The organism is Sorangium sp. So ce1153, from assembly GCF_051521595.1.
In the GTDB taxonomy this organism is placed as follows: domain Bacteria; phylum Myxococcota_A; class Polyangia; order Polyangiales; family Polyangiaceae; genus Sorangium.
In genome coordinates, this window is sequence record NZ_CP150361.1 from 765,212 (window position 1) to 778,047 (window position 12,836).

General features: G+C 74.3%; 9 protein-coding genes. 6 read left to right on the forward strand and 3 right to left on the reverse strand.

The genetic code is table 11. The features are described from left to right. Positions 1-5: 5 nt before the first annotated feature. Positions 6-2,327 (reverse strand): DUF4139 domain-containing protein, encoded by a 2,322-nt coding sequence (locus WME85_RS02710; protein ID WP_437835056.1) that lies wholly within the window; start codon positions 2,325-2,327, stop codon positions 6-8. A gap of 73 nt (positions 2,328-2,400) precedes the next feature. Continuing rightward, entirely contained in the window at positions 2,401-4,092 is a 1,692-nt protein-coding gene (locus WME85_RS02715) for an Eco57I restriction-modification methylase domain-containing protein (protein WP_437835058.1), read from the reverse strand. Between the two features lie 342 nt (positions 4,093-4,434). Here WME85_RS02715 and acpS point away from each other — a divergent pair, with 342 nt between their 5' ends. Together acpS and WME85_RS02725 are read left to right on the forward strand one after the other, a co-directional pair. Further along, positions 4,435-4,962 carry a holo-ACP synthase gene (gene acpS, locus WME85_RS02720; protein WP_437835060.1) on the forward strand — a complete coding sequence of 176 codons (528 nt, stop codon included), beginning with the start codon at positions 4,435-4,437 and terminating at the stop codon, positions 4,960-4,962. Further along, complete coding sequence (locus tag WME85_RS02725; RefSeq protein ID WP_437835062.1) at positions 4,959-6,758, forward strand: NAD(P)H-hydrate dehydratase; 1,800 nt, start codon at positions 4,959-4,961, stop codon at positions 6,756-6,758. Before acpS ends, WME85_RS02725 begins: the two co-directional genes overlap by 4 nt. A gap of 38 nt (positions 6,759-6,796) precedes the next feature. Here WME85_RS02725 and WME85_RS02730 read toward each other — a convergent pair whose 3' ends face one another. Beyond that, a complete protein-coding gene (locus WME85_RS02730; RefSeq protein ID WP_437835064.1) occupies positions 6,797-7,444 on the reverse strand; it encodes an NADPH-dependent F420 reductase in 648 nt (215 codons plus the stop codon). 108 nt (positions 7,445-7,552) lie between these two features. On the opposite strand from WME85_RS02730, the gene WME85_RS02735 reads away from it, so the two are divergent. From WME85_RS02735 to WME85_RS02750, 4 genes are all read left to right on the forward strand, one after another. After that, entirely contained in the window at positions 7,553-9,475 is a 1,923-nt protein-coding gene (locus WME85_RS02735; protein ID WP_437835066.1) for a c-type cytochrome, read from the forward strand. Positions 9,476-9,792: 317 nt separating this feature from the next. Next, positions 9,793-10,461: an RNA polymerase sigma factor gene (locus WME85_RS02740; protein ID WP_437835068.1), complete on the forward strand. Its 669-nt coding sequence runs from the start codon at positions 9,793-9,795 to the stop codon at positions 10,459-10,461. A gap of 210 nt (positions 10,462-10,671) precedes the next feature. Continuing rightward, positions 10,672-12,027: an NAD(P)/FAD-dependent oxidoreductase gene (locus WME85_RS02745; protein WP_437835070.1), complete on the forward strand. Its 1,356-nt coding sequence runs from the start codon at positions 10,672-10,674 to the stop codon at positions 12,025-12,027. Positions 12,028-12,088: 61 nt separating this feature from the next. After that, positions 12,089-12,772 (forward strand): helix-turn-helix domain-containing protein, encoded by a 684-nt coding sequence (locus tag WME85_RS02750; protein ID WP_437307483.1) that lies wholly within the window; start codon positions 12,089-12,091, stop codon positions 12,770-12,772. Positions 12,773-12,836 lie beyond the last annotated feature (64 nt).

The window sequence follows — 12,836 nt, forward strand, 5'->3', positions numbered from 1 at the left end:
CCCTGTTATTCCCGACGGTTACCGCCGACGACCTCGCTCTTCGAGGAGAACACGACGCGGTAGGTGAAGGCGACGGAGGCCTTGCCGCCGGGCGCGAGCGGCACGCGCCAGCGCAGCCCGCCGCGCACGGGCTCGCCGAGCTCCTCCTGCGTGTACGGCTCGGCCTTCGGCTGCGACGAGAGCAGCTTGATCTCGACGTCCTTGTCGTCCGTCACGGGGATGCGGTCGAGCACCTCGACCTCGACGCCCACGCCGAGCGACGAGGCGAGATCGATCGTGACCGCGTGCTCGACGGCGAGCGAGCCGCCGAGCAGGCCGGCGCTCGACTCGTCCACGCGCGCGTTCCTGGCGACCCGGATCCGCTCCTCGACGCCGAGGCCGGCGCGGAGGACGCCGCCCCGGTCGACGTGCCCGAGCGCGGACTGCGCGGCGAGGGCGCCGTCGACGAAGATGTCGACCGGCCCCTCGAGCAGCGGGGCGTCGAACGGGTTCTCGACGCGCGCCTCGCGGTAGACCTCGGCGGCCTCGCGCGGCACGGTCACGAACCGGGGCGCCGCGGGGGCGCCCGCGGCGCTCAGGGCGACGCGGTGGGGCCTGCCGTTCGAGGGCACGTCGGCGGCGCCTTCGCCCGCGTAGAGGTGGTCGAACTGGCCGCGCGTGTCGCGCGGATCCACGGCGCGGGGCGGGGCGGGGAGGTTCATGATGTCCGCCTGCGCCTGCCGCGCGGAGCGCCCCGCGCGCCGCGGCTTGTCGCGCGCGAGCCGGCCGCGCTGCGGGCCCGCGCCGGAGAGGTGCAGCGCGTCGAAGTCGAGCCACTCCTCGACGAGCGCCGGATCGAGCGGCGCCGGGGCCGCCCGAGGGCCCTCGAGCTCGTCGTCGGCGGCGAGCGCATCGTCGGCCGCGCCGGCCGTCATCTCGGCGACCGACGCGCGGGCGAAGGCGCCCTTCGCGGCGAGAGGCGCGCTCGACCGGAACGCCTGCGCCGGCGGCGGCGCGCCCCCGCCGAACGACGGGAGCGACGGGAGCGACAGCCCGCGCGATCGGGTCGGGGCCGGCGCGACGGGCGGCATCGCCAGGGCGAGCGGCGCCGGGGGCGGGATCGGCGGCGGCGGCGGCGCGAAGCCCGCGCCGAGCGCGCTGGACGCTGGCTGCGGGGCGGCGCCGGGCGCGGACATGCTGGCCATCGTCTCGACCATCTCCTGGCTGGCCACGGCGTCGGCCGCGACCCTGGCCGGCATCGGCGCGGGCTCGTCGGCGGCGGCGGAGGCGGGCGCCGGGAGCCGAGGCGGCGCGGCCTTGGCCCGCGCGGCGGGCTGGGGGAGGGCGGCGACGAAGCGGTCGAACCCCTCGAACATCGCGTCGAGCCCCTCGGGCGCGGGGCGGTAGCCGCGGCGCGTGGGGCGCTGGGCGCGGCTGAGCCGCAGCGAGGCGAGCTCCGGCAGCCGGGTGTCCTGCACGAGGTCGGCGGTGGACAGCGCGAGGCGCACGTCCTTCCAGTCCTCGCCGGAGGCCTGCGCCACGAGCGCGTCGAGCTGCAGGGCGACCTCCGTCGCGCCGCGCGAGAACCGCGCCGCGTAGGTGGGCCACCAGCGCGCGGCGGCGACGGCGTACTCGAGCCGGAGCGCCGGCTCCCCGCCCGCGCCGTCGCGCGCGGGCGCGAGCCGCACGACCACGTCGAGGCGCGCCGGGGCGCGCTCCTCGACCTCGCCGCTGGCCGCCTGGGCGGCGTCGAGCTGCGCGGCCAGGAGCTCCTTCCGGGCGCGCTCGAGCTCCGCCTCGACCACGGCCGCGCGCGCGTCGAGCGCGGCGAGCTCGTCCGAGAGCAGGCCGCTCACGGCGAGCGCGTCCCGGATGCGCGCCGCGGGGTCGCCCGGCCGGAAGCGCCGCGCGAGCTCCGGATCGAGCGCGACCGCCCCGAGCTGGTCGCGCCAGAGGCGGAGGTGGGCGTGCTCGGCGGCCAGGCGCTCGATCGCGAGCTCGAGCTCGCGCAGCCGCGCCGAGAGCGCGCTCCGCGACACGGGCGCCGGGGGCACCGCGAGCCGCGCGCGCACGCCGGTAACGTCGCGCACGTCGCGCGGGACCCGCGAGGTCCCTGTCGCGCCCGCCGCGCCCGCCGCGCCCGCCGCGCCCGCCGGCTCGCCGGCGGCGGCCACGAGCGCGCGGAAGCTCCCCGGCTCGGCGAGCGGGGTGATCCCTGTCACCGAGATCTCCGTCGCGCCCCGGGGGAGCGGCGCCGCGAGCTCGACGCGGCGGGTGACGATCGCCCCGCGCGCGTAGACGACGACCGCCTCGATACGGCTAGCGCACGCGATCCTCTCCGCCGTCATCCGCCCATCCCCTCGCCCGCGAACGCTCCCGGGAGCGCGAACGTACCACGCCGCGCGCGGGCGAGGCAGCTCGCTATTTCCTCGTATCGACGAAGCTGAACCCCGGGAGCGCGTCGACGCCGTAGGCGCGCAGCGCGAGCTCATCGAGCCTCTCGAAGTCGCGCTCCCGGAACGAGATCCGGAGCTCGCGTTTCAGGTCCTCCGCGACGCTGTCCGGCGGCGGCAGGCGGATGCGACGCAGGTACTGGGCCTGGAAGCGCAGGTAGCCCCCGCGCATCTTGACCGCGTAGGACCACACGAAGAAGAGGGCGATCCTGGAGCTGAGGAGCCCGCCGAGCGCCTCCAGGTCCCAGCCCTCCGAGGTGATCACGTACAGGTTGTGGTGCGGATGGAACCTGCCCTCCTCGTAGACCACCTCGTTGGATCCTGCGATGTCGGGGATGAGCAGCTTCCGGGTGGAGGCCAGCTCTGGATAGACGCGATCGATGGTGCGGAACCAGCTCGCGGCGCTCTTCTGGGCGATGTAGCGCTTCCTGATCTCGGCCTCGTGGGCGCGCAGGTACCCCGAGAGCCTCGGGTACGCCTCCAGATTGACCACCTTGCCGTCGTCCCCGAAGGTGTTGATGACGAACCGCCCCGCGTCGCGGATGCGGCCTTCCTCGATGTCGTCGCGCATGACGAGCGGCACGAGCCGGTCGCGCTCGATGTCGACGTCGCCGCCGACGATGTAGATCCTGTCGTTTCCGGTGGCGACGCCGATGCCGACGCGGGTCCCGCCGACCGCCTCGATGGGCGCGAACCGCGCCTCGAGCGAGCGCAGGGCCTCGAGGTGCTCCGGCGAGCTGAGCACCCACGGGTCGTCCCCCTCGAACCACGAGGGGTACTCCGACACGGTGACGCCGGGGCAGGGCGCCGGCGCGCCCCTCAGGGCGGACGAGGCGGCCTCGCACTCCTCCGGAGACGCGGTGCGCAGCGTCGCGACAGGCACGCTCCCCGTCTTGCCGCGCGACACGGCGAATATCGACGGATACGCGACGACGTCCGACTCGAACGGGGAGGCGCTGTGCAGGTCGATATAGCACTGGACCCGGAACCACCTCGAGAGCATCCGGCGGAGCGGGGCGCCGTAGCGGTTGAGGGTCCACCGGTCGGCGCAGATGAAGGAGAGGACCCCGTCCGGCGCGAGGAGATCGAGGCCGCGCTCGATGAACGCGACGTAGAGATCGGCGCGGTCGTAGAGCGACCTGTAGCGGTGTCGATACTCGTCCTGGAGCTCGGGCGAGAGCTGCTCTATCCTGATGTACGGTGGATTGCCCACCACCGCGTCGAAGCGCCGTGCCTGGCTGGTGAGCAGGAAGTCGCCGTGGGCGATCCACGCCTCCGAGAGGCGCTCCGCGTCGCCGGGCGGCAGCCCGAGCCGGCCGAGCGCGCCGGCGACCGCGAGGCGCGAGCGGCCCACGTGGTCTCGCGCGACGTCGTAGGACCGGATGGCGGACTCGATGTCTCGGAGGTCGCGGTCGTGGCGGCGCGCCGACTGGATCAGCCGCTCGGCCGCGGGGACGAGGAACGCGCCGTGGCCGCAGGCCGGCTCGAGCAGCGAGAGCGACGCGAGATCCCGGTCCGCCGTGTAGCCGGCGAGATCCAGGATGAGATTCACGACATGGGGCCTGGTCAGCACCACGCCGTGGGCCTCCCCTGACGAGCGCTCGCCGTAGTCGTAGGCGCTCTGCGGGAGCATGACCGTCAGATCGAGGGCTGTCTGCATGGGGCGCCGCGGGGGATGCTAGCCGCGAAAGGCGCCCGGCGGCGACGCTCGTGCGGCGCGCGCCGCGCGGCGACGGCGCCTCGGGCCGCGGCCGTCCGCCTCGGCCCGGGCGAGCTCCTCGCGAGCTCCCCGCGAGCGCGCGCAGGAGGGCCCTTCTCCGCGGCCCTGGGCGAGGCGCGGATCGCGTTTCAGAGGGCGTCGCCGTTGAATAGGGTAGAGTCGCGCCATGGCCTCCCCCCTGTGTCTCCGCTCCGTCGCTCGCGCCGCGGCGAGCGCCGCCCGCGAGGGCGCCCTGGAACCGCCCGCCGGCCTGCGCTCCGGGTCGCTCCTCGAGGTGGGCGCATGATCCTCGGCATCGGCATCGACGTCTGCGGCATCGGACGCATGGAGGAGGCGCTCGCGCGGTGGGGGGATCGGTTCTGGGAGCGGGTGCTGTCCGAGCCCGAGCGCCGCTCGCTCGCGCACCGCGTGGACCGGGCGACGGCGCTCGCGGGCCGCTTCGCCGCGAAGGAGGCGGTGGTGAAGGCCCTCTCCGGGGCGCCGGGGGTCGGCTGGCATCACCTGGAGGTGCGCGGCGCGCCGCGCACGCCGCCGACGATGGCGCTCCACGGCCCGGCGCGCGCGCTCGCGGACCGCCTGGGCGTCAAGCGGGTGCACCTGTCGATCACGCACGACGCCGGCGTGGCGGCGGCGGTGGCCATTCTGGAAGGGGACGGCGAAGGCCGATCCCCGACCTCTGATGAAGGGGACGGCGAAGGCCGATCCCCGACCTCTGATGAAGGGGACGGCGAAGGCCGATCCCCGACCTCTGATGAAGGGGACGGCGAAGGCCGATCCCCGACCTCTGATGAAGGGAAAGAGCGCTCGTGATTCCGGTCCTCTCGCGCGCGCAGATGCGCGCCTTCGACAAGCACGCCATCAACCAGTGCCACGTCCCGGGCGTCGTCCTCATGGAGAACGCCGGACGCGGCGCCGCCGACGTGATCTCGGCGATCATCGGGGCGCGCACCGCCGGGCTCCCCGGCCACGCCGCGCGCCCGGCGCCGCACCCCGGCGTGCCGCTCCAGGCGCCCGCGCGGACGCTCTGGCCCGCCACGTTGCCCTCCAGCGGCCCGAGCGGCGGCCCCCGCGCCGGGAGCGTCCCGCCGCCCCCGAACGGCCGCCGCGACGTCGAGGACGCCCGCGCCGCGCGCGTGCGCTCGTTCCCGGTGCGGCACGTCCCGAGCCCGGGGCAGCCGGCCACCTACCCGCTCAACGCCCGCGTCGTCGTCGCCTGCGGCGCCGGCAACAACGGCGGCGACGGCTTCGTCGTGGCGCGCCACCTCCTCGCCCGCGGCGCGGAGGTCCAGGTCTTCCTGGCGGCCCCTTCCGAGAAGGTCACCGGCGACAGCCGCATCAACCACGACGCGTACGTCGACCTCGGCGGCGCGCTGATCGAGCTCCCCCCGGGCGCGTCGCTCGCGCCGCTCGAGGCCGCGCTCGCGGAGGCCGACATCGTGGTGGACGCGCTCTTCGGCACGGGCCTCGACCGCCCGATCGAGGGCCACCTCGCCGACGTCATCGGCGTCCTCAACACCGCGACCTGCCTCTGCATCGCGCTCGACGTGCCCTCGGGCCTCGACGCCGACAGCGGCGCGCCGCTCGGCGCCGCGGTGCAGGCCGACGAGACCGTCACGTTCGGCCACCTCAAGATCGGCCTGCTCACGCCCGAGGGCGCGCGGCTCGCGGGCAACGTCCACGTGGTCGATCTCGGCGTCCCCGACCGGCCGATCCTCGCCCAGGTGGGCCACGTCGCGGAGGTCATCCGGAAGGAGACCGTCGGCGCGTACCTGCGCCCGCGCGAGGCGAGCGTCTACAAACACCAGGCGGGCAACGTGCTCGTGATCGCCGGCTCGTCCGGCAAGCTCGGCGCCGCGCTGCTGACGGCGCGCGCGGCGATGCGCACGGGCGCGGGCCTCGTCACGATCTGCACCTGGGCCGACGCCGCGCCGGCCATGGAGTCGCGCGTCGTCGAGCTGATGACGACCGCGATCGATCCGGCCCGCCTCGAGGCGTCGCTCGACCGCGCGCTCGCCGGGCGGCGGGCGGTCGCCATCGGGCCCGGCTTCGGCCTCGACGAGCGCGCGCGGGCCGCGGTGGATCACGTCGTGCTTGGCTGGGACGGCCTGAAGGTCGTCGACGCGGACGCCCTCACGCACTTCGTCGGCCGCCCCGAGGCGCTCGCCACCGCGCGCGGGAGCCTCATCCTCACGCCGCACTCCGGCGAGCTCGGCCGGCTGCTGGGCCGCAGCTCGCGGGCGGTCGAGGAGGACCGCTTCGGCGCGGTGCGCGAGGCGGTGGCGCTGACCCGGGCGACCGTCCTGCTCAAGGGCGCGCGCACGGTCGTCGCCATCCCGGACGGCCGCATGTTCATCTGCATGGCGGGCAACCCGGCGCTCGCCACGGCCGGCTCGGGCGACGTCCTGGCCGGGATGATCGCCGCCCTCCTGTGCTCGATGGAGCCCTCCGCCGCCGCGAGCGCGGGGGTGCTGATCCACGCGCTCGCCGGGGACGTGTGGCGCGCGCAGACGGGCAGCGATCGGGGGCTGCTCGCGAGCGAGATCGCCGAGCTGGTCCCCGGCCTGATCGCCGCCCTGGCCGCCGGGGTCGACCCGCTGTCCGCGTGAGGCGGGCCTGAGCGCCGGGGGCGCCGCGCCCGCCATGCCTACTTCTTCAGGAGCTTGAACGCGTGCGTCCACCGGTTGTTCTGCAGGCCGGGGATGCACCAGAGCATGCAGAGCGGCTCGATCGCGCGCGCCGCCTCCACGCTCCCCATGTCCTCGGTCTCCCACCCGAAGGTGTCGAGGATGCCCTCCACCTGCTTCTTCGCCGCGGCGTTGTCGCCGCAGATGAACATCGTCGGTCGGACGCCGCCGAAATCCGGATTGACCATCCACACGCTGCCGACGGACGAGAAGGCCTTCACGAAGTGCGCGTCGGGCGCGCGCCGCGCCAGCCTCTCGAGCAGCGACTCGTTCGGTCCCGTGAAGAACTTGAGCACCCCGTTCACGGGCGGCTCGTCCGCGATGGGGTTGGTCGCGTCGATGACCGTCTTCCCCGCGAGCGCCTGGGGCCCCGCGAGCTCCACCGCCTGCTCCGCCGCCGTCCCCTTCACCGCGAGCACGATCACCTCGCCGAACTTCGCCGCTTCCGCGAACGTCCCCACGGTCGCCTTCGGTCCCGCGTCCGACTGCCATGCCGCGAGCTTCGAGGGCTCGCGCGTGGCGCGCATCACGCTGTAACCGTGCTTGAGAAACCCGTCCGCCAGCACCTGCCCGACAATCCCTGACCCAAGAATTGCGACCTTGCTCATGTCAGGATCATCGCACGCCCACGGAGCCGGGCTCCAGCGCTGCTGTCCGAAATTCGAGGCACGCTCGGGCCGCTCGATCGCGTGGCGGAGCCGGGCGCAGGAGGCACAATGAAAGCTCACGTTGCCACACGGCTCGGCGCGGCCGCCGCGCTCGCCGCCGCGGTCATGGTCGGATGTGAACCCGAGGAGTGGTCTCCTTATGATGATGAGGATGGCAGACCGTCCTCCCCATCCACGGGGGCCTCGTCGTCGGATGACTTCGCTAGTTCCGGGGTGGGGGGGGCGGGTGGCGGCGGTCCGTTCTTCGAGGACGGGCCGCCCGTCCACTCCCCGGTTCCGCCGCCGCCGATCAGCGGCGGCACGCTCCTCGTCACCGCCGACAAGCAGCGCGTCGTCGCCGCGGATCCGGACCGCGACCGCGTCTCCATCATCAACCTCGACACCCTCGAGGTGGAGGCCACCCTCGCGCTGGAGCCTGGCGACGAGCCCGGGCGCGTGACCGAGGGGGCGGCCGGCACCGCGCACGTGGCGCTCCGCCGCGGCGGCGCGGTGGTCACGCTCGATCTCGCGACGAAGGAGATGCACCGCAGGCCCGTTTGCCCCGCGCCTCGCGGGGTGGCGTACGACGCCGCGGCCGACCTGCTCCACGTGGCCTGCGCGGGCGGAGAGCTCGTCTCGCTCTCGTCCGACCTCGATGCCCCGCCCGTGCGCGAGCTGCGCCTCGACCGCGACCTGCGCGACGTGGTGGTCGAGGGGGACTCGCTCCTCGTGAGCCGGTTCCGGTCGCCCGAACTCCTGGTCGTCTCGAAGGAAGGCGCCGTGGCCGACCGCGTGAAGCCGCCGATGTACGTCCAGCCCCAGCTGGAGCGCACGTTCGAGCCGGCGGTGGCGTGGCGGACAGTGCCGCTGCCCGGGGGCGGCGTGGCCATGGTGCACCAGCGCGGCCTCGTGGATCCCATCGATATCGGCGATGGGCCGCAGGGCAGCTATTCTGGCTTCGACTGCAACACGGTCGTGCTCCAGACCGCGGTCACCATCATGCGCCCGCGGCCCGGCGAGGCCAGCCAGGCGCCAGCGCCGCCCGCGGCCGGCGTGGGCGGCCTCTCGTTCGGCCTGCTCCCTGTCGACATGGCGATATCGCCCGACGGCTTTCGCGGGGCGGTCGTGATGGCGGGCAGCCGCGAGGTGGTCGAGACGCCGCTCGACCTCCTCGAGCAGACGGACGCGCTCGACGATTGCTTTGCCATGCGCGACCAGCGCACCATCTCGGTGCCCGGCGAGCCCATCGCGGTCGGCTACGACGAGGCGAGCAACCTGCTCGTGCAGCTGCGGGAGCCGCCGAGCGTCGTGCGCTTCGGCGCCGTCAGCGGCCAGCTCATCGCCACGTTCCTGCTCCCCGGCGAGAGCCGGCTCGACTCCGGTCACGCTCTCTTTCACGGCAACGGCAACGGGTTGATGGCGATCTCGTGCGCGTCGTGCCACCCGGAGGGGCAGGAAGACGGCCGGACGTGGGCCTTCAGCCCCATCGGCGCGCGCCGCACGCAGTCGCTCTCGGGCGGCGTGCTCGACACGACGCCGCTGCACTGGGACGGCGACATGACCGATCTCGACGCCATCATGAGCAACGTCTTCGAGCAGCGGATGGGCGGCCCGCGCCAGAGCGCCGAGCGCGTCGCGCTGTTCGCGTCGTGGCTCGACACGATCCCGCCGGTCCCCGTGTCGAAGCCGGCGGACGAGGGCGCCGTACAGCGCGGCGAGGCGCTCTTCAACGACGCGGCGGTGGCCTGCGCGTCGTGCCACTCGGGCGAGAAGCTCACGAATCATCAGACCGTCGACGTGGGCACGGGGAAGGCCTTCCAGGTGCCCTCGCTGCGCGGGCTCGCCGCGCGCGCTCCGTACATGCACGACGGCTGCGCCGCGACCCTCCACGACCGCTTCGGCCCGTGCGGCGGAGGGGACAAGCACGGCGTGACATCGACGCTCACGCCGGCCCAGATCGACGATCTCGTCGCGTACCTCGAGACGCTCTGACGCCTGGAGCCGGCGCCCGCGCGAGGCGCGCCGGGCTCCCCGCGCGCCCCTGAACGCCTGCGCCGCGTGTCCGCGGCGGCGCCGCGCCTCCGCGCGGGCGCCGCGCCTCCTCTAAACTCCGCGCCTCCGCGGGTCGACCGCCGGGCCGGCGCGTATCCCACGTCGCTTCGCCACTCTGACGGGCCCGGGCCACCTGCTGTCGATTTGACACGCGCCCGCGTATCTCCGCCCGCGCCATCCGCTGTTCTCCGCGTCTTTCGCGCGCCCCGCTCGGTGGCACCTGCCTTGCCAGTGCTGCTGCGCAGGAGGTCCCGCCCATGCTCGTCCACGCCGCTCACGTCCCCGCCCGGTCCACGAATCCAGCGCCGCTGCCGCCCGGCTTGCGGCGCGGGCCGTCCGGCGGCGCGGCCGGGACGGCGGCGGGCGGCGGCGCTGGGCCGGCGCTCGAGGAGCTCCTCCGGGGCCTTGTCGAGATGACACCGGAGCTCTTCGGGCGCGCGCTGCGGCTCTCCCGATCGCCCGCGACGGCGGAGGACCTCGTGCAGGACACCGTGGAGCGCGCGATCCGGTTCGCGTCCAACTACGAGCCTGGGACCAACCTGCGGGCGTGGGTGCATCAGATCCTCTTCAGCGTCTTCATCACGCGCTGCCGGCGCAGCCGCCGCGAGCGCAACGCCCTCGACGTGCTCGCGACCGATCCGTGCGCGTGGACCGCGCCGGAGTGCCGCGCCGAGATGCACGCCCTGTCGCCCGGCGTGCGGCGCGCGCTCGCGACGCTCCCGCCGAGCTTCCGCGACACCGTGGTGCTCGTGGACCTCGAGGAGATGTCCTACAAGGACGCGGCGGCGCAGCTGGGCGTCCCGGTCGGCACCGTGATGAGCCGCCTGCACCGCGGCCGCAAGCTGCTCGCCGAGGCGCTGCGGGGCGAGGCCGCGCCCGATCTGGTGAAGGCCGACGCGAAGCCCGACGTGAAGGCCGCGGCCTGACCGGTCGCGGCGCCCTCCCTCGCGTCCGCCCCGGCGCCACCTCGCCGTCCTCTCATCACGATCGCTGCTCACCACGATCGCCGCGACCCTCCACCGCGGCCGGCGCGCTGGCCTTCACCCGGCGGCGCCGGGTGCGCCCGCTTGCCGCGCTGATCGGCGCCCCCTACCATCGCTGTGCCACCGAGGAAGCGTTCCTCGCCAGGAGGCACCATGGCCACCACCGTCAAAGAGCCCCACGTCCTGATCGTCGGCGGAGGCTTCGGCGGCCTGAACGCGGCAAAGGCGTTTCGCGACGCGCCCGTCCGGGTCACGCTCGTCGACAGGACCAATCACCACCTGTTCCAGCCGCTGCTCTATCAGGTGGCGACCGCGAGCCTCTCGCCGGCCGATATCGCGGTTCCGATCCGTTCGGTGCTGTCGCGCCAGCGCAACGTCCGCGTCCTGCTCGGCGAGGTGAAGCGCGTCGACCTCGCCGGCCGGCGCATCACCGTCGATGACGACACGCTGGAGTACGATCACCTGATCCTCGCGGTCGGCGCGGCCAACAACTACTTTGGCCACGAGGAGTGGGCCCGGTTCGCGCCGGCGCTCAAGAACCTCGACGAGGCGCTCACCATCCGCGAGCGCATGCTGCTCGCCTTCGAGGCCGCCGAGCGCGAGCAGGACCCCGCCGTGCGGCGGCGCCTGCTCACGTTCGTCGTCATCGGCGGCGGCGCCACGGGCGTGGAGATGGCCGGCGCCTTCGCCGAGCTCGCCCGCTACATCCTCGCGCGCGACTTCCGCTCCCTCGACCCGTCGCTCTCGCGCGTGCTGCTCGTCGAGATCGGCGCGCGCATCCTCCAGGCCTTCCCCGAGCGCCTCTCGACGAGCGCCGAGGAGCAGCTCACGTCGCTCGGGGTCGAGGTCATCAAGGGCCGCCGCTTCCGCTGCATCGACGACCAGGGCGTCGAGTTCGAGGACGGCGAGCGCCTCCACGCCGCGACCGTCATCTGGGCGGCCGGGGTCCGCGGCACCCCGCTCGCGAGCTCGCTCGGCGTCGAGCTCGATCGCATCGGCCGCGTGAAGGTCGAGCCGGACTGCTCGATCCCCGGGCACCCGAACGCCTTCGCGATCGGCGACATGGCCATGCTCCGCGACAGGAACGGCGTCGACGTGCCCGGCCTCAGCCCCGCCGCGATCCAGGAGGGGCGCTTCGTCGCGCGCTGCATCCTCGGCGACCTCGAGGGCCGCCCCCGCGGGCAGTTCGCCTACCGCGACAAGGGGACCATGGCGACCATCGGCCGCTCGCGCGCCATCGCGAAGGTCGGGCGCCTCCAGCTGTCCGGGACGCTGGCGTGGCTCGCCTGGCTCGGCGTCCACGTGCTCTTCCTCATCGGCTTCAAGAACCGCTTCGCTGTAATGTTCGCGTGGATGTGGCAGTACGTCACCTTCAAGCGCGGCGCCCGGCTCATCACCGGCCACACGACGGTGAGCGCGCTCCCGGCCGCGGCGCCCGCGGTCGCGCCCCCGGCGCCTCGCCCGTCGGCCAGGAGCGCGGTGGCGGACGCCGTCTCTGGCGGCGCCTGAGCGCTCTCTGACGGCGCCCGAGCGCCCGGGGCCCTCGCTCGCTTGACGCGCGCCCTCCACTATGGCGGATACGCCTCCAGTGAAGGCACGCAAAGCCCAGCAATCCGCGCGACCTTTGGCCGCCGAACCGCCTCCGCCCCCGGCGAGCGAGCCGGGCGAGGACGAGCCCGCGTTCGACGACGCCTCGGACCTCACGCCGGTCGTCGCCTCGAACCTGAAGCGGTTCCGCGCCGAGCGCGGCCTGTCGCTCGAGCGGCTGTCGAAGGCGTCCGGGGTGAGCCGGGCGATGCTCGGGCAGATCGAGCTGGGCCAGAGCACGCCGACCATCAACGTCCTCTGGAAGATCGCGCGCGCCCTCGGGGTCCCCTTCTCGGCGCTGATGAGCCAGGCGACGTCGCCGGTCACGACGGTCATGCAGTCGTCGCACGCGCGCATCCTGCGCTCGAAGAACGGCGACTTCTCCTCGCGGGCGCTCTTCCCGATGGACCGGCCGCGCAACGTCGAGTTCTACGAGCTCCGCCTCGCGCCGCGCTCCGTGGAGCACGCCGACGCCCACGCCCCCGGCACCTCCGAGAACCTCATCGTCACGGAGGGCTCGGTGGAGATCACCGTGGCCGGCGAGCGGCGCGTCCTCGAGACGGGCGACGCCATCCTGTTCGAGGCCGACAGCCCGCACAGCTACCGCAACCCCGGCGGCGCCGAGGCCGTCATGTACCTCGTCATGACCTACGGCTCGCGCGGGTAGCCCGCCCCCGTTTCCAGATCCTGGCCGCCCTGTGTCCCTCCGGTATCCAAGACGTGTCCTCCGT

Bases quoted from the DNA above. Each gene is read 5' to 3' on its own strand.
- WME85_RS02710 (WP_437835056.1), bottom strand. From the start codon at position 2,327: ATGACGGCGGAGAGGATCGCGTGCGCTAGCCGTATCGAGGCGGTCGTC.
- WME85_RS02750 (WP_437307483.1), top strand. From the start codon at position 12,089: ATGGCGGATACGCCTCCAGTGAAGGCACGCAAAGCCCAGCAATCCGCG.
- WME85_RS02735 (WP_437835066.1), top strand. From the start codon at position 7,553: ATGAAAGCTCACGTTGCCACACGGCTCGGCGCGGCCGCCGCGCTCGCC.
- WME85_RS02715 (WP_437835058.1), bottom strand. From the start codon at position 4,092: ATGCAGACAGCCCTCGATCTGACGGTCATGCTCCCGCAGAGCGCCTAC.
- acpS (WP_437835060.1), top strand. From the start codon at position 4,435: ATGATCCTCGGCATCGGCATCGACGTCTGCGGCATCGGACGCATGGAG.
- WME85_RS02730 (WP_437835064.1), bottom strand. From the start codon at position 7,444: ATGAGCAAGGTCGCAATTCTTGGGTCAGGGATTGTCGGGCAGGTGCTG.
- WME85_RS02740 (WP_437835068.1), top strand. From the start codon at position 9,793: ATGCTCGTCCACGCCGCTCACGTCCCCGCCCGGTCCACGAATCCAGCG.
- WME85_RS02745 (WP_437835070.1), top strand. From the start codon at position 10,672: ATGGCCACCACCGTCAAAGAGCCCCACGTCCTGATCGTCGGCGGAGGC.